This is a genomic window from Streptococcus sp. 27098_8_103, from assembly GCF_041432345.1.
Classification (GTDB): domain Bacteria; phylum Bacillota; class Bacilli; order Lactobacillales; family Streptococcaceae; genus Streptococcus; species Streptococcus mitis_BV.
On sequence record NZ_JAPVZK010000002.1, the window covers coordinates 13337 to 30270 of the forward strand.

Below are 16934 nucleotides of genomic sequence, written 5' to 3' on the forward strand. Positions count from 1 at the left end.
AAAGGGAGAAAATGTATAAAGTATTATTAGTAGATGATGAGTACATGGTGACAGAAGGTCTGAAACGTTTGATTCCCTTTGATAAGTGGGATATGGAGGTCGTCGCAACAGCCAGTCATGCCGACGAGGCTCTAGAATATGTCCAGGAAAATCCTGTTGATGTCATCATTTCCGATGTCAATATGCCCGACAAAACAGGGCTGGAGATGATTAAGGAAATGAAAGAGATATTACCAGATGCTGCCTATATCTTGCTGTCAGGTTATCAGGAGTTTGACTATGTCAAAAAGGCCATGAACCTTAGTGTTGTGGACTATTTGGTCAAGCCTGTTGATAAGGTAGAGTTAGGAAATCTGCTGGAGAAGATTGCAGGTCAGCTCGGCGAGAGAGGGAAGAAAAGTCAGACTCTCAGTCAAGAATTAGACGAGGCTGGATTTGTCAGTTATTTAGGAGGTGAGGAGAATTGGTGGATAGGCCTAGCTAAGGAAAAACAAGGTTCCTTCACCATTCCCTACTATGTCTTGGGTCAAGACTGGCAGATTTTGATTTCTGATCAACCCCTAGATGGTTTAGTCGTTACTCCCTTTGAAGCTCCTTATCAAGAACACTTTGAACGCTGGAAGCTGAATGCTGAGAGAGCCCTCTTTTACGGTTCTGTAAATCTAAAACAGTCTCAGAGTCTCTTTGCCTACTACGAACCGATTTATAGGGTTATCATTCAGGGGAATCTCAATCAAATCGTGGAAGAGTTGAATCTTTTGGAGAAGGTGGTTCTTGAAAATACGCCACGTGTTCCGATTACCAAACAGCTTTTTATCCAGTTTGTCATGGATGTCTTCCACTTGTTTGAACACCTCAAAGCTGATGATATGACGGACATTGTCAAAACCATTCATGCTATTCAATCCTTCGATGAATTGGTTCCTTATATCAAGGAAACTCTGACCCGATTCTTTGGACAATATCGTATGAATGAAAATGTTGTTAGTGTGCTAGAAGTCATTGGGCGTGATTATCAGAAAGAACTTTCACTCAAGGATATCAGTAAGGATCTCTTTATCAATCCTGTTTATCTGGGACAGTTGATTAAGCGTGAAACCAATTCGACCTTCGCAGAGTTACTAAATAAACAACGCATTAAGGCTGCCCAGCAGCTCTTGCTTTCAACTAGTGACAGCATCGAAGATATTTGTTATGCTGTTGGTTACAGTAATGTTGGATATTTCTATAAAGTGTTCCGAAAATTGTGCGGAAAATCGCCAAAAGCTTACCGAAAACAGGTAGAAACTACACTATAATATTTGTATCCCTTTACAAAAAGTGCTATAATATCGATAATAATATCAGGAGGTTCTATTATGAAAAAGAAACCGATTTATCTATGGGTCTTGCTAATCTTGTCTGCTCTTATTTCAGCTATGTCTCTGTTTGGAATGTTGAGTCCCTTACCTAGTAAAGAATCCCTTCGTGCCGCTCAGAAACAGGTTGCAGGGGTCAGTGCTCAGCAATTAGAAGACCAGCTTAATTACAGCTATAGAGTAGCAGAATCAACTCATTCTATTTTTAATATGGCCTTGATTGTGCTATCTGCTATTTTAGTGGTAGTAGCTATTGTCTTCCTTGTTCGTAAGAATTTGCAATATGCAAACTATACTTATGTCGGCTATGTTTTGCTAGCCATTATTGGTTCGATTTATGGCTATGTGACTTTACAAGACGCTGTGCAGTTAGTTCACGATGAGACCATGCGTTTAGGGATAAGTGTTATTTCACAAGCCGTTAGCATTCTCTATATCGTCATCAATGTTCTCTTCCTAGCCCTTGTCTTTTACAAGATGTGGCGTCAGCAAAAAGCCTTGGCGGAAGAAGAGGAAACAGAAGAACTTGCCTAAGTATTGACAAAAAATAACTATCAAGATACAATCTTGGTAGTTATTTTTCGATTATAGATAAAATCATGGAGGTAAATATGAAGACAATTTCTTTAGTTTATATCAGTCTGAGTGGCAATACTGAGAGTTTTGTGACGCGCTTGAAAGATTATCTCTTGTCCCAGTACGAGGGGATTGAGGTTCAAAAGATTCATATCAAGGATTTGGTCAAGGAAGGTCACGATTTCTATGAAATGGATCACCCTTACATCGCTTTTTTGCCGACTTACCTGGAAGGTGGGAATGGCGTGGATAACGGAGATGTTGAAATATTGACAACGCCAGTAGGGGATTTTATCGCCTATGGTGACAATGCTAGTAAGTGTTTTGGCGTGGTTGGCTCAGGAAATCGTAACTTTAATAATCAATACTGCCTGACAGCCAAGCAATACAGTCAACGTTTTGGTTTCCCTGTCTTGGCTGACTTTGAAATGCGGGGCATGCTGGGAGATATCAAACATGTGGCTACAATTATTGCAGATTTGTATGAGTTGGAAAGGGAGAACTAATACTCAATATAAGAGGCGGTTGGAGTTTTTCAACTGCTCTTTGAGTATAAACAGTCTTTAAGAACGTAAAAAAGCATAAGTTCAGGTCTTCAAAACCTTGTTCTTATGCTTTTTATCATAGAAATATTTGCTGAATTTTCTCTTGAAATGAAACCTTATCTTCATCTAGAGCTTGTCAGTTAACCTGCTTTTCCGATTGCGAGTGCGTAGATAAAGAAGATGGCAAAGCCAAAGAGGAAAATCAATCCTGCAATGGCAAGGTGTTTGAGCCAAGAAGGAAGATTTTTGTTTTCACGCGTTACCAAGACGTAGTTTAAAAGAGCGAAGAATGGTGTTGTCAGGAAAGAACCAATCATAGCAAAGCGGAGCATGGTTGAAACTTGACCAGCGAAGAACTTGATAATGACGATACCGATAATAGCAGTAATGGTCATCCAGATGTTCAAAGATTTACGATTGTCTTCTTTTTGACTGATTAGCAGTCGGAGAGATTCCTGATTGACACGAGAATAGCCATCAATAACAGTGATAACTGTTCCAAAGATACACAGGAAGGCAATAAAGGTAATCAAGTAACGGGACCATTCGCCAAGAACAGAGGCATACATGCCCACGAATTGAGAGATGTATTTGGCTGAAGCGGCTTCAACTGCTTGCCCTGTAGGATATTGAATCAATGCTCCCAGTGCTACAAAGAACACAGCTAGGATAGCTGTTCCAATGTAACCTACGTTAAAGTCAAATAGAGCGTCCTCTGTGTTAAAGTTGACGGTCTTTTTCTTTTCAGCAGACCAAAGTGAATTGATAGCTGAAATTTCAATAGGAGCCGGCATCCACCCTAAGAGGGAAACGATGAAGGGGAGAGCTGCCATTTGCCAAGGTGTTTTCTCGACAAAATCAGAGCTGTATTCGGGATGCTTGACCGCCGCGATGATAACTGCAAGAACAGTTGCAATGGTCAAAGCTGACATGATCCATTTTGCCATGCCGTCTAAGAGTTTGTAGCCTCCAAAGAGTAACATAGCCCAAATGATTGCAACGAGAATGAGGGACCACTGAGTGATGCTAAGACCGATCATTGGGAAGGCGCTGGCGATGATAGCTGAGCACAGAATGGCGACACCAGCCGTGTTGACCATAGCCGAAAAGATATTGAGGATAAAGAAAATCCAGAGATAGAGTTTTCCTTTTTCGGCATAACCTTCAACCAAAGTCTTTCCAGTATCAGCGGTGTATTCAGCACCAAAACGGAAAAATGGATATTTAAAGACATTGGCTAAGATGACCAAGAGGAGTAGCGACCACCCATAAGAACCACCAGCTTGAGTGGAAGATACAATGTGAGAACCGCCAACAGCAGCAGAAGCCATTAGGATTCCAGGTCCCATTGCTTTTAGTTTACTTGTCCAGGTTGATTGATTTAACGAAATAGCTTGCGACATGATAAATACTCCTTTTTGAATTTTCAGAATAATCTGGATATGTAATCTATATTCTACAAAAAACTTTGGGAAAATGCAAGAATATTTTGAAAAAAGATAGAAAATTACAGAAAATTTACAAAGAAGATCTGAAAGTAACCGCTATGATAGAAAGGTTCAGCAGGATAAAGCAAAACCGAGAAGTTTCTTTCTCGGTTTTGCTTATTATGAGGTTCTTACTTTCTATGCTCCAAGAGTTGATTGATATGGTCTACTTTTTTTGATGCTCTTTTATAGGAAATAGTCCAAATGATGAGGTAGACAATCGCAAACTCGATAATGAGTTGGAGATAGAAAATCCAGTGAAAAGGAAACCAACCTGCTAGGGTTGCTAATGGGATAAATCCGACTAGCATGAGAAAAAAATGAGTCAGAGTCGCACGGAGCAAACTCCAGTCACGGCTGAATAATCGTTTACCAAAGTTGAAGAGAATACCGATGGCTGCCCAGATAAGAGTACAGTAGAGCAAGACCAAGGCACCGTGAACCTGATGTTGAGTCATCATTTGTCCGATAAGAGAGTCGGGACTTAACGGGGCGTAGGTACTTGGTGCATAAATGAGTGAAAAGATGATAGAGAGGATGAGGCCGATAAGAACACCGGTGGCTGCGTCGTGGAAGATTTGTTTTTTCATAGTTCTAATTTCTCCTTGATGGTTTTTAGGTAACGGCGTGAAGAGTAGGTGAAGCTTTCGTTTTTCAAGAAAATTTCTACTAGGCCGTTGGGGGTGAGCTTGAGATGAGAGATGGAATCGATATTGATGATTTCTGATTGGGAAATTTGGATAAAATTGGTTGGCAGGAGTTCAAGGACTTGATAGAGCCGTAAATCAATGTTGTAGGTCTGACTCGCCGTTTCTGCTAGAACCTTCCGATTCTCGATATAGAAGCGTTGTATCTTACCAATCTCAACGAGATAGACCTGATTATCAATCTTTCCTTTGATTTTTTCTCTTTGGTCCAGATTTTCTGCAAATTTGATAACTTTTTGGACTTTTTCGGTCTCTTGAGGTGCTTGGACAATCAATTTTTCCTCCTCGTAAGTTTCACTAATCTGTAGTTCTACTTTCATAAATTTCTCTCCTTGTTTTTTATACAAAATTGTGATCACTTCTTGTACATCTTTATTAAACACTATTTTTCAGCCCCTTGCAAGGGACTTTGTCTATGTGGAGGGATTTGGATCCTATGTGGTACTTGCTTTTCTGTCCTATCTGAAATATGGTATAATAGCACTAATCAATTTCTAGGAAAAAAGATACAGAAAGGGGCTGAAAGATGTCTCATATTATTGAATTGCCAGAGGTGTTGGCAAACCAGATCGCGGCAGGAGAGGTTATCGAACGTCCTGCCAGTGTGGTTAAAGAGTTGGTAGAAAATGCCATTGATGCTGGCTCTAGTCAGATTATCATTGAGATTGAGGAAGCTGGTCTCAAGAAGATTCAAATCACAGATAATGGTCATGGAATTGCCCACGATGAGGTAGAGCTGGCTCTGCGTCGTCATGCGACCAGTAAGATAAAAAATCAGGCAGATCTCTTTCGAATTCGGACGCTTGGTTTTCGTGGTGAAGCCCTGCCTTCTATCGCATCCGTCAGCGTTTTAACTCTTTTGACAGCAGTTGAGGGCGCAAGTCACGGAACCAAGCTAGTCGCGCGTGGTGGAGAAGTTGAAGAAGTCATCCCAGCGACTAGTCCTGTGGGAACTAAGGTTTGTGTGGAGGATCTCTTTTTCAACACGCCTGCCCGCCTCAAATATATGAAGAGCCAGCAAGCGGAGTTGTCTCATATCATTGATATTGTCAACCGTCTGGGCTTGGCTCATCCTGAGATTTCCTTTAGTTTGATCAGTGATGGCAAGGAAATGACGCGAACAGCAGGGACTGGTCAACTGCGCCAAGCTATCGCAGGGATTTACGGTTTGGCGAGTGCCAAGAAAATGATTGAAATTGAGAATTCTGACTTAGATTTCGAGATTTCAGGTTTTGTGTCTCTGCCTGAGTTGACTCGGGCTAATCGCAACTATATCAGCCTCTTCATCAATGGCCGTTATATCAAGAACTTCCTGCTCAATCGTGCCATTCTTGACGGTTATGGCAGCAAGCTCATGGTAGGTCGCTTTCCACTGGCTGTCATTCACATCCATATCGACCCTTATCTAGCGGATGTCAATGTGCATCCAACCAAGCAAGAGGTGCGGATTTCCAAGGAAAAAGAACTGATGGCCTTGGTTTCAGAGGCTATTTCCAACAGTCTCAAGGAACAAACCTTGATACCAGATGCCTTGGAAAATCTTGCCAAATCGACCGTGCGCAATCGTGAGAAGGTGGAGCAGACCATTCTCCCTCTCAAAGAAAATACGCTCTACTATGAGCAAAGTGAGCCGTCAAGACCTAGCCAAGCTGAGGTGGCTGATTATCAGGTAGAATTGACTGAGGAAGGGCAGGATTTAACCCTGTTTGCCAAGGAAACCTTGGACCAGCTGACCAAGCCAGCAAAACTGCATTTTGCAGAGAGAAAGCCTACTAACTATGATCAATTAGACCATCCTGAGTTAGATTTGGCTAGTCTCGATAAGGCCTATGACAAGCTGGAGCGAGAAGAATCTTCAAGCTTTCCAGAGTTGGAATTTTTCGGGCAAATGCATGGAACCTATCTCTTTGCCCAAGGACGAGATGGGCTCTACATTATAGACCAGCATGCAGCTCAGGAACGGGTCAAGTACGAGGAGTATCGTGAAAGCATTGGCAATGTTGACCAGAGCCAGCAGCAACTCCTAGTGCCCTATATATTTGAATTTCCTGCAGATGATGCCCTGCGTCTCAAGGAAAGAATGCCTCTTTTAGAGGAAGTTGGAGTCTTTCTAGCAGAGTACGGAGAAAATCAATTTATCCTGCGTGAACATCCTATTTGGATGGCAGAGGAGGAGATTGAGTCAGGCATCTATGAAATGTGTGACATGCTCCTCTTGACCAAGGAGGTTTCTATCAAGAAATACCGGGCAGAGCTGGCTATCATGATGTCCTGCAAACGGTCTATCAAGGCCAATCATCGTATCGATGACCATTCGGCCAGACAACTCCTTTATCAGCTCTCTCAATGTGATAATCCCTACAACTGTCCCCACGGACGTCCTGTTTTGGTGCATTTTACTAAGTCGGATATGGAAAAGATGTTCCGACGTATTCAGGAAAATCACACCAGTCTCCGTGAGTTGGGGAAATATTAAACTAAAAGGAAAACTATGTACGAATATTTAAAAGGAATCATTACCAAAATCACGGCCAAATACATTGTTCTTGAAACCAATGGTATCGGTTATATCCTGCATGTGGCCAATCCTTATGCCTACTCAGGACAAGTCAACAAAGAAGCTCAAATTTATGTGCATCAGGTTGTGCGTGAGGATGCCCATCTGCTTTATGGATTTCGCTCAGAAGACGAAAAGAAGCTCTTTCTCAGTCTGATTTCGGTCTCTGGGATTGGTCCTGTATCAGCTCTTGCTATTATCGCTGCTGATGACAATGCTGGCTTGGTTCAAGCCATTGAAACCAAGAACATCACCTACTTGACTAAGTTCCCTAAAATTGGCAAGAAAACAGCCCAGCAGATGGTGCTGGACTTGGAAGGCAAGGTAGTAGTTGCAGGAGATGACCTTCCTGCTAAGGTGGCAGTACAAGCTAGCGCAGAAAACCAAGAATTGGAAGAAGCCATGGAAGCAATGTTGGCTCTGGGCTACAAGGCAACAGAGCTCAAGAAAATCAAGAAATTCTTTGAAGGAACGACAGATACAGCTGAGAACTATATCAAGTCCGCCCTTAAAATGTTGGTCAAATAGGAGTAGAGCATGACAAAACGTTGTTCGTGGGTCAAGATGACCAATCCGCTCTACATTGCCTATCATGATGAGGAGTGGGGTCAGCCCCTCCATGATGACCAAGCATTGTTTGAGTTGTTGTGTATGGAAACCTATCAGGCAGGCCTGTCTTGGGAAACGGTACTAAACAAACGCCAAGCTTTCCGAGAAGCCTTTCATGGCTATCAAATTCAAGCGGTCGCAGAGATGACCGACACCGAGTTGGAAGCCTTGTTAGAGAATCCAGCCATCATCCGAAATCGTGCTAAGATTTTTTCTACACGTACTAACGCTCAAGCATTTTTACGACTACAGGAAGAATATGGCTCTTTTGATGTCTATCTTTGGTCTTTTGTTGAGGGGAAAACTGTCGTTAATGATGTTCCCGATTACCGCCAAGCTCCAGCTAAAACACCTCTGTCTGAGAAATTAGCCAAAGATCTAAAAAAACGAGGTTTCAAGTTCACAGGCCCAGTCGCAGTCTTATCTTTTCTACAAGCAGCAGGCCTGGTTGATGATCACGAGAATGATTGTGAGTGGAAAAGCGGTCACTAGCATATCTGAGAATATAGAAAAAAGCTGAGAAATTTTTCCCAGCTTTTTATATATACTATTAGATTTGTTAGAGTGAAGTCAAAAAAGTGATTCCACCTAAAATAACACCAGCTGAATTTGGAATGATTAGTATCCAATCCTTCTTAGGTTCCTTTGTCCATCCATAAATAACCCAGATTAAGCAAGATATAGCAGCTGATAAAGGTTGAAATGGTTGAGCTTTATTTCCCTGTAAATTAGCGATAATTTGAGGTATGTAGGCAATAAATACTATAATTCCAATAAAGGCACCAATAGAACCTACGATTCGATTAATTTTTTGTTTTGTCATATAAACCTCCTTCAAAAGGATAACATAGAAATTAGCGAAATGCAATAAATTCAGATACAAATTGTAACGAAAACGAATACAAAAGCACAAAAATAGAGAAACTATTTATTTTTTGTTATAGTCAAAGCGAATGACTTGCTCCTGTGCATCTACATAGGCGTGAACGCCAAAGGGAACAATGGCTCTTGGAGTTGCGTGGCCGACATTCAGATTATAGACAATAGGGATATTGCTGTCAATGATATCCAATAGTGCTTCTTTATAGTCGTCATAGAAAGTTTCATCCATAGGTTTTCCTACCAAGAGTCCACTGATGACCTCGAATATCCCAGTGTCCTTTAAAGTTCGCAACATCTTTTTGAAGTCTTCTGGCTCAGGCTTTTCTTCGCTTGTTTCTAGCAAGAGGATTTTTCCTTCCCAGTCTGACAAGTCAGGGAAAAGTTTGTATTGTTGGCAGAGCTCCGTGCTATCTGTGTATCGAGAGTTGTCAAAGATATCGTAGAGGGATTCGAGGCAACCACCGAGGATTTTTCCCTCGAACTGGGCATTTCCTTGCAACAACTCAAAACCGGTATTTGCATGACTGACACGAGGTGTCCCCAGAGCCTTGGGACTAAAATCAGTTCGTTCCTCATACCAAACGTCACTAGGGCGGATTTCTGAGATTCTTCCAGTCTCAATTAATTCTTTAAAGTAGTGAAAGCTATAGGGCAACATCTCCTTGTCCAATTCACAAATGTCTGCTAAAAAGGATTGACCATAAAAAGTTTTAACACCTAGTTTATGCAACATGAGATGGTTCATGGTTGTATCTGAGAAACCAAGAAAAATCTTTTGTTTGATAACTTTTTCTAGTTGGCCATTTTCAAAAAGGTAGGGAAACAAACGATAGGTATCGTCTCCACCGATGGCACATAGGATCATGTCGATGCTATCATCAGAAAAGGCTTGCATCAAATCTTTCGCACGGGCTTCAGGATGGTCCTTGATAAAGTCTAAGCCTTTTAACGAATGGGGCAAAAAGATAGGATTGAGTCCCAAATCCTTGAGACGTTGGACACCCAAGTCCACTTCGTGTTTGACAAAGTCTTCTCCGATAATGCCACTAGATAAACTAACAATACCAATAGTAGAAACCATATCTCATCCTCCTAGAAATAGATTGATACTCTTCGAAAATCTCTTCAAACCGCGTCAGCTTCGCCTTACCGTATATATGTTACTGACTTCGTCAGTTCTATCTACAACCTCAAAGCAGTGCTTTGAGCAACCTGCGGCTAGCTTCCTAGTTTGCTCTTTGATTTTCATTGAGTATGAGCCTATTTTATCACAAAAGATAAGAGAAGGCTATGTGGGATTTCAGAAGAATGCTTTTAAATCAAGAAAGTAGTAAAAAAGCAACCGCATCTGCAGTTGCTTTTATCATTCTCTTAATAGCGTGTTGGTCCTGCACTTGCGCTGCGGATGTTCAAGCGTTTCTTGAGATAGAATCGAAGGGCTAGGAGGGCTGCTCCGATAATAGCTAGTGGCAATGGAGCAAGTACTGGGTTAAGGCTAGCTGGTAGGAAGCTTGTTGCAAAGAAAACCAGCAACCAAAGGAACATAGAAGCCAGGATAACCAGTACAGATTTCCAGAAAGGTGGACGTTGACTGCGGTCCATATCTGGTCCATAGTATTGATAAACGAAGTAGTACATCAAGTAGAAGGCAAATCCACCAACCAGTCCAACTAGCAGAAGGGTAATCAAACCGTAACCGATAGCCTGATCTGCTGAGAAGAAGGTTGTAAGGGCGCTGACGAGGGCAAAGAGGCTAGTGATGAAAAGAGCTGAGTCCATAATCATCAGTTTTGGATCATCATTTTCTTTTGGATGCTCTTTTTCATATTGCTCTTTGACAGTGAAGCTATGCGCCCAGTGGGTCGGTGCGCCATAGAGGGAACGAGCAGTAGTGCCTTTGGCTTGCTCTTCAAGGATTTGAGGAATAACTTCCTCAAAAATAGCCTTGATTTCAGCGTCAGTTTTCCCATCTTTGATGAATTGCTGAGTAGCGATGTGGACAAACTCTTGGTTTTTCTTAGTTAATTTTTGTAGATCAATCTGAGACATAGGAACTCCTCTTAGAACCATTTTTTATGGATGAGATAGAGAGTGAGCGAGACACTCATAGCAAAGGCGATAAAGACGATTAACCAGAAGGCATTTGGCTCGCCGTTTAGGGGAATTTCATTATCCTTAAAGTTCATCCCGTAGGCAGAAAAGACCATGGTTGGGATGGACATGACGATGGTCACAAGGGCCAAGGTCTTCATAATGTTGTTCTGGTTATTGGAAATGATAGAGGCGAAGGTCTCCGTCATAGAATGCAAGACGTTTCCATAAATATCTGCCATCTCGATAGCCTGTTGGGTTTCAATCAGGGTATCTTCAAGCAGGTCTTCGTCCTCAAGGTATTTCTTGATATTGCTGGTTGAGCTGGTCAATTTCTTAATCACACGCTCATTTGTTTTGAGGGAGGCCTTGAAATAGACGATGGTTTTTTCCAATTCCATGAGCTCAATCAATTCTTCATTACGAGTTGATTGATGCAGTTGACTTTCGATTTGTTCACTCTTACGGTCAATCGAACGAAGGGCTGTTAGATAAAGCTCTGCATTGCGATAAAGAATCTGAAAGATAAAACGCGAACGCATGAAAGTGTAGAAATTACGCAAGCGACGGTTGATAAAGACATCGAGGACAGGTAGTGGTTCCAAACAAGTAGTAATAATGGTTTCCTCGGTGATGATAATACCAAGCGGGATGGTTACGTAGTAGGTGCGATTATTTCTTTCCTCTGTGACCGGCACGTCTACGATAATCAGGGTGTACTCGTCTTCAATGGTAATACGAGACATTTCTTCTGCATCGAGCGGTGCTCGAAGGTCGGCAATGTCGATATCGAAGGCGTTAGCGATTTCGAGTGATTCATTTTGAGTCGGATTGACGAGATTGATCCAAGTACCCGGTTCAAGCGTATCGATCTCTTTAAATTCAGTTGTTGTAGAGAGAAAAACTTGTTTCATATCCCTTATCCTTTCTCATTTTTCAGATTTTTTCACACCGTACTATTATACTACAAAATCGGCTTTTTTCAAATAAAATCTTACAAAGACACCGTTATAATTGGCTTTTTGCTTTGTCTTGAAACGTTGATTTTTGAATTTGCTCCCCTTTTTGCTCCCCCTATAGTGCTTTTAGTGCAGTTTCGTAGAATGAGACTGCTTTTTTTGCGTTCTCTTTTGAGAGGTGGCTATATATATCCATGGTCATTGATAAAGTGGAATGACCTAGGCGGTACTGGAGTTCCTTGTATGGTATTCCAGAGTTAAGTAAGAGACTAGCGTGAGTGTGACGGAATCCGTGAAAGCCAATGTTAGGAACATCAGCACGCTTAAAATGTGTTTGCAATCTTCTTTTAAGCCTTGAACTGCTAGGATACTCATGAATGAAATCCGAAAATACCACGCTTTCACGTTGTCCTATCTTCCAGGCCTCTTTAGTTTGGCGTAGTTTGTACTGCTTCAGCATGCTAACAGTCGCTTGATCTATATCTATATCCCGATAACTAGCCTTAGATTTTGGGCTATTGATTTCTAAATCCCGATTTAGTGTTTTGGTAATATGCACAACGGCATTATCTAAGTCTATATCAGACCAGGAAAGAGCTAAAGCTTCATTGATACGGCAACCAGTAGCCAATAGGAACTTATAGAGCGTTGTCTCATAGTAGTAACGATATCTATCGCTATCTAAATTATCGAGATAACCAAGAAACTTTTTTAGTTCTTGATTTTCAAAGTGTTTTACCTTTTGGCGCTTTGCTTTCTGAGTGTTACGAGGTAAAACAACATCACGCGCAGGATTGGACGGTATAGCTTGCATGGTTACGCCATATTGTAAGATACGTTTGTTTAAAGCATGTATCTTGTCATAGTGTAGAAAAGCCCCTTTTTCCCCTCTATTGGTCTTGTCAGCAAGTTCGTTGATAATAGACTGGATAAGTGGAGTAGTGAGCTTATCGAGCTTGTAAGCCCCAAAAATAGGCAATATATGATTATCAATTAGCTTTCTAACATTGCCTTGAGTGTTTGGCTTAACCGTATTCTTATAACTTTCTAACCAGAGATTGGCTAATTCTTGATAGTTTTTTATGGTGCTAGCCTTTTGTCTGGTAGATCCTGCTTTCTGAAAAGCTATTTTTTCTTGATTGGCTTTCTGTTTTACTTCCTTTTGTGTCCGACCTGTTACCTTGGTTTTGACTTTCTTTCCTGTTACCTGGTCAACTCCTAGATATACATTAGCACGATAGACTTTACTACCGTCTTTTTTTATAACTTCAGTTATTTTCATGATGATAAACCTTTCTAAAATACATCAGCAGGCAAGCTATTATCAAAAAGGTTTTATATCATGCTAGGGCTTCATAGATTGCCCCACATTCGATTTTAAAGAGTCAGGCGGTAAATAATACCAGAGTTGGAAACAAGGCGGATATGGGGTTAATATGGGCTTGTTTATAGTAAACAGGCTTGTATTTAAAGTTTTTTATCGTCAGTTAGCTGTTTTAAAGTTTTTTCAAAGTCCGAGTTTATCTTTTGAGTTTTGTTGAATAGTTGGTATTCTGCTTTTGCTTTATCTTTCGCAACCTTGGAAGTGATTTTCCCATGACCTTCTAAAATATCGTATTCTTGGAAAGTCAAAAAGCGGTCAATGCTTTGGGCTAGTTGTTGCATTGTCTGAGCTTTTCGCTGTTCTATCTGTCTTTCCAGGTAATCAAAATAGCTAGATATTCCTCTTTCAAGGGAGCGGATTTCTGTTTCTGAAAGGTAATTCTTTGCTATTTGGGTATCTGCTTGCAGTATGCGACCATTAGGGGAGTTTTTCCATGTTGTAAGTCCCATGTTGTCTTTTGTATGGTCAGCTTTCGTGTAGATAATTTCAGCAGCAGTTTGGCCAGTGATTGCATAATGAAACTTATTCTGTACATCAGCATAGAATTGCTTAGTCAACGTACTTTGTGGGTCATAGTCGATAGAGATTTCTGCAAAAATATCTGTAATCTGCAACCATATACGACGCTCACTAGCTCGGATAGAACGCACGCGCTCCAAGAGCTCACGGAAATAGTCTTTTTCCAGCAAGTTTTCGCCTTGTTTCAGACGGTTGTCATCCATGGCGAACCCTTTTATCATGTACTCACGAAGTACCGAAGTAGCCCACTGTCTAAATCTCGTAGCTTTTTGGGAATTGACACGGTAACCAACTGAAATGATGGCATCAAGGTTGTAGTAGCTGACATCCTTAGTTTGGGTTTTATCAGCAATTGCACCGTGTTTTGTGGTTATTTCCATTTTGGAAACAACCACCTTTTCTTCTAATTCTCCCTCTTCAAAGATATTTTTTAAGTGCTTACTAATTGCAGGAACACCGACATCGAAAAGTCTAGCCATTTCTTTCTGACTAGCCCAAATCGTTTCGCCTTTGATGATGACACTAGCTGTCTCGCTATCGTTGTCAGCAGTATAGATTAAGAATTGTAATTCGTTCATGAGATCCTTTCTAAAACATTGTAAGTGGTTGACATTTGTTGACATCAATAAAATTAGTAGATATGGGGCTAATATAGACTTGAAGCTTGAGCGAAGCCCGAGAATCCACGCGCTTCAGGATTGTTTAACATTGTGGCGCGTGGGTATGGTGTAAGTCGCTTTTTAAATGCAAGAGTGGTATAATGATGTTGTAATCATCTTATCGGGAGCGTCCTCTATAGTGTGTAGAGAGTTAACACCAGCTCCATCTGGTTCAATTAGGTTGATTATATTAGATTGGTTAAAGGTAAGGGTATTGACTTACCTTTTTTTTGTTGCTATTGTTCAATTCTCTTGGCTTTGCTTGAATTTTTCTAACTCTTTTAGATAGTCTTCTGCCCAAATCCCCGTTTTTTGATATCGGTCAATTCTGTCTATATATCTTCGATTAAAGTTAGCTTCAATTTCCAAATCTATGATCATATCCATATTATTCTCTGTATAGTCAAGACTAGAAATATATTCTTCTAAGAAATTGGCCTGTGATTCGTAGAATTTTTTCATACCGTTTAAATCCTTAACAGGAATAGGATTTCGGAGATTATAGTTATATAGATTTATAATATCATTCAAGTCTAATCGGATAAAAAATGCACTATCGATAGCTTGTTTGGTATTTTCAAAAGCTTCTTCATCGAGCTCTTCTCTAGTTTTTTCCATGTAATCTAGGATATAGTCCCAGTTATATCGACTTCTAGCAGAACTGCCATATAATAGTTGCTCAACGCTAAGATTTCCTAGTTTTGCTATTTTTAACAAATTTTCTTTGTTAGGCAAATTACGCCCCTTTTCCCAATTATTAACAGTCCCCTTACTGGTATTAAATGCTTTACCAAATTCCTCCATAGTTGCACCTTGATCAAGCCTAATACTTTTAATTCGGTTTCCTACTTCAATATTATTCACTTCCATTTTTTTACCTCGTATTTAAATTATAACTATTTTTTGTTTTTAAGTAAAGAAAAGTATTGACTTTTTAAAAAATATTGGTTACAATTAAGGTATGCAAAAGTAAAGGAGGTGATGAGATTGCCAAAATATAAAATTAAAGGCTACAGAAATATGTTGGGGCTAACCCAAGCAGAGCTAGGAAAAAAATTAGGTATGACAAAGCAAACATACTACAACAAAGAAACAGGGCGTTGCTCATTTACGGATACTGAGAAAATAGCTTTCAAAAAATTGCTATTACCAATGTTTCCAGATATCACTATTGAAGATATATTTTTTTAAACAAAAAGTATGCAAAAGTAAAGATTGGAGTAAGCCAATGGAATTAGTCTATATGGACGGTAAAAAAGAGCCGTATACTACGAGTGAGATCATAGCTGAATGCGCTGGAATAAAACACCACGCAATACAGGAACACATTAGAAAACAAATTGGACGACTGGAGCAATTTGGAAAGGTGTCATTTAAAATGCGACCTTTACAAAGTGGACAACAGGCAAAAGATTATATTTTGAATGAGCAACAAGCAACATTGCTGATCACATTCTTGAAGAACACCGAGCAAGTGGCCAACTTCAAAACCAACCTAGTCAAAGCATTCTTTGAAATGCGTGAGGAACTTTCTAAGTTTCGTATGCAGAGGGCGCTAGAAAAGCCAAAAAGAAAAACCTTGCATGACAGTATTGAGACATGGCCTAATGCACCAAAGCATGCACATAGCACCATGAACAACCTGCTACTGAAGGCAGTAACCGATAGGAACGCTAAGCAGTTAAGGGAAGAACGTGGGGGCTATAATGGCATCGATAGCTTGACCAGTGACGAGCTGGAGCAATACCAGGCTTTTGAGGATATGGTAATAGCTATGATTGGCTTGAATATGAGTTACCAAGAAATCAAGGCTATGGCATTCAGAAATAAAAATACACGCCAAAGAAGCGCGTGATTGCAACAAAAAAGGCTTAGCAATAACCACACCGCAGAGCCTTTCACACTAACACTAAAACGAATTTAACAAAGCAGGCAAGCTATTATCAAAGAGGTTTTAGTAAAGATTTATACCTAGATTATAGCATATTTAGGGCAATTTGACCATACGGAGAGCGCCAACTCTTTAAACTGGTACTTTCTCACGCTTTCAATTTGGCGACTCTGAGCGTGAAGATATCGTCTATAAGAAACAACTCAAAAAGCCCCACGCTCAGAAGTTTGGCGACCGAGAGCGTGAGGCTGTAGGCAAGAAAAAAGTATTAAAAAGCCATCGTGGCAAGTATAAAAAGATAGAAAAAGAGGTAAAAAACATGACAACAAAAAAAGCAACATCAAGCCAACAAGTTCTATTATCGGCTAAGAAACTAGCAGAATTAGGGAACGAATTAACCGACATCATGAATGTTTTAGAAATGAATAACCTAGCTCTTGAAGGGCTTGAGTTTGCACTACAGAAAGATACAACCATGTTCTTATGGCTTGCTAAAAAATACACTGATACAGCATACGCCCAGAATGAAAAGCTATACGATCGTCTAAATGAAATAGCCTTTTTGCTTTTGAACAATGACGACGCTAAAGAGCTGGAGGCATACCATGACTAAAGATATTAAAGAAATGGCACAAGCCGAAGACGACTTGCTGAATATGGAACAACCTAAACAAGCGGAATTTATCAAGAACTATAAGGCGAGGGCATAA

At 40.5% G+C, this 16934-nt stretch carries 19 protein-coding genes; 9 read left to right on the forward strand and 10 right to left on the reverse strand.

All coding sequences use genetic code 11. The features are described 5' to 3' along the window. Nucleotides 1-11: 11 nt before the first annotated feature. The 3 genes from O3599_RS00515 to nrdI all read left to right on the forward strand — a co-directional run bounded on the left by O3599_RS00515 (nucleotide 12) and on the right by nrdI (nucleotide 2440). Entirely contained in the window at nucleotides 12-1298 is a 1287-nt protein-coding gene (locus tag O3599_RS00515) for a response regulator (protein ID WP_371511697.1), read from the forward strand. A 60-nt stretch (nucleotides 1299-1358) separates the two neighbouring features. Then, nucleotides 1359-1892: an ABC transporter permease gene (locus O3599_RS00520; RefSeq protein WP_371511699.1), complete on the forward strand. Its 534-nt coding sequence runs from the start codon at nucleotides 1359-1361 to the stop codon at nucleotides 1890-1892. Nucleotides 1893-1969: 77 nt separating this feature from the next. Beyond that, nucleotides 1970-2440 (forward strand): class Ib ribonucleoside-diphosphate reductase assembly flavoprotein NrdI, encoded by a 471-nt coding sequence (gene nrdI, locus O3599_RS00525; protein ID WP_247939807.1) that lies wholly within the window; start codon nucleotides 1970-1972, stop codon nucleotides 2438-2440. 179 nt (nucleotides 2441-2619) lie between these two features. On the opposite strand, the gene O3599_RS00530 is transcribed toward nrdI, so the two are convergent. The 3 genes from O3599_RS00530 to O3599_RS00540 form a co-directional block, all read right to left on the reverse strand. Beyond that, the gene (locus O3599_RS00530; protein ID WP_247939808.1) at nucleotides 2620-3882 is read right to left on the reverse strand and encodes an NRAMP family divalent metal transporter; all 1263 of its coding nucleotides are present in this window, start codon (nucleotides 3880-3882) and stop codon (nucleotides 2620-2622) included. Nucleotides 3883-4097: 215 nt separating this feature from the next. Further along, entirely contained in the window at nucleotides 4098-4556 is a 459-nt protein-coding gene (locus O3599_RS00535) for a DUF3021 domain-containing protein (protein WP_247939481.1), read from the reverse strand. Next, nucleotides 4553-4993, reverse strand: coding sequence for a LytTR family DNA-binding domain-containing protein (locus O3599_RS00540; protein WP_247939480.1), 441 nt, complete (start codon nucleotides 4991-4993; stop codon nucleotides 4553-4555). Before O3599_RS00540 ends, O3599_RS00535 begins: the two co-directional genes overlap by 4 nt. Before the next feature lie 206 nt (nucleotides 4994-5199). On the opposite strand from O3599_RS00540, the gene mutL reads away from it, so the two are divergent. From mutL to O3599_RS00555, 3 genes are read left to right on the forward strand one after another with little or no spacing between them, the layout of a single operon-like run. Then, nucleotides 5200-7149, forward strand: a complete 1950-nt coding sequence (gene mutL / locus O3599_RS00545; protein WP_247939479.1) for a DNA mismatch repair endonuclease MutL — start codon at nucleotides 5200-5202, stop codon at nucleotides 7147-7149. Between the two features lie 15 nt (nucleotides 7150-7164). Continuing rightward, the gene (gene ruvA, locus O3599_RS00550; RefSeq protein WP_247939478.1) at nucleotides 7165-7758 is read left to right on the forward strand and encodes a Holliday junction branch migration protein RuvA; all 594 of its coding nucleotides are present in this window, start codon (nucleotides 7165-7167) and stop codon (nucleotides 7756-7758) included. 9 nt (nucleotides 7759-7767) lie between these two features. Then, complete coding sequence (locus O3599_RS00555) at nucleotides 7768-8331, forward strand: DNA-3-methyladenine glycosylase I (protein ID WP_247939477.1); 564 nt, start codon at nucleotides 7768-7770, stop codon at nucleotides 8329-8331. Nucleotides 8332-8398: 67 nt separating this feature from the next. Here the strand turns inward: O3599_RS00555 and O3599_RS00560 are convergent, their stop codons facing one another. The 7 genes from O3599_RS00560 to O3599_RS00590 all read right to left on the reverse strand — a co-directional run bounded on the left by O3599_RS00560 (nucleotide 8399) and on the right by O3599_RS00590 (nucleotide 15203). Further along, nucleotides 8399-8662, reverse strand: a complete 264-nt coding sequence (locus O3599_RS00560) for a SemiSWEET family transporter (RefSeq protein ID WP_000166114.1) — start codon at nucleotides 8660-8662, stop codon at nucleotides 8399-8401. A 105-nt stretch (nucleotides 8663-8767) separates the two neighbouring features. Then, complete coding sequence (locus O3599_RS00565; RefSeq protein ID WP_247939476.1) at nucleotides 8768-9802, reverse strand: S66 peptidase family protein; 1035 nt, start codon at nucleotides 9800-9802, stop codon at nucleotides 8768-8770. A 290-nt stretch (nucleotides 9803-10092) separates the two neighbouring features. Further along, nucleotides 10093-10770: a DUF1129 domain-containing protein gene (locus O3599_RS00570; RefSeq protein ID WP_153192686.1), complete on the reverse strand. Its 678-nt coding sequence runs from the start codon at nucleotides 10768-10770 to the stop codon at nucleotides 10093-10095. 11 nt (nucleotides 10771-10781) lie between these two features. Further along, complete coding sequence (locus tag O3599_RS00575) at nucleotides 10782-11726, reverse strand: magnesium transporter CorA family protein (protein ID WP_000815623.1); 945 nt, start codon at nucleotides 11724-11726, stop codon at nucleotides 10782-10784. Nucleotides 11727-11886: 160 nt separating this feature from the next. Continuing rightward, the gene (locus tag O3599_RS00580; protein ID WP_084888297.1) at nucleotides 11887-13053 is read right to left on the reverse strand and encodes a site-specific integrase; all 1167 of its coding nucleotides are present in this window, start codon (nucleotides 13051-13053) and stop codon (nucleotides 11887-11889) included. A gap of 185 nt (nucleotides 13054-13238) precedes the next feature. Then, entirely contained in the window at nucleotides 13239-14252 is a 1014-nt protein-coding gene (locus O3599_RS00585) for a virulence RhuM family protein (RefSeq protein WP_001004339.1), read from the reverse strand. Nucleotides 14253-14576: 324 nt separating this feature from the next. Continuing rightward, a complete protein-coding gene (locus tag O3599_RS00590; protein WP_247939475.1) occupies nucleotides 14577-15203 on the reverse strand; it encodes a helix-turn-helix domain-containing protein in 627 nt (208 codons plus the stop codon). 111 nt (nucleotides 15204-15314) lie between these two features. On the opposite strand from O3599_RS00590, the gene O3599_RS00595 reads away from it, so the two are divergent. The 3 genes from O3599_RS00595 (at nucleotide 15315) to O3599_RS00605 (ending at nucleotide 16837) form a co-directional block, all read left to right on the forward strand. Beyond that, entirely contained in the window at nucleotides 15315-15524 is a 210-nt protein-coding gene (locus O3599_RS00595) for a helix-turn-helix transcriptional regulator (protein WP_049543983.1), read from the forward strand. Nucleotides 15525-15561: 37 nt separating this feature from the next. Further along, a complete protein-coding gene (locus O3599_RS00600) occupies nucleotides 15562-16188 on the forward strand; it encodes a Rha family transcriptional regulator (protein ID WP_247939474.1) in 627 nt (208 codons plus the stop codon). Nucleotides 16189-16543: 355 nt separating this feature from the next. Continuing rightward, a complete protein-coding gene (locus O3599_RS00605) occupies nucleotides 16544-16837 on the forward strand; it encodes a hypothetical protein (protein WP_049531945.1) in 294 nt (97 codons plus the stop codon). Nucleotides 16838-16934 lie beyond the last annotated feature (97 nt).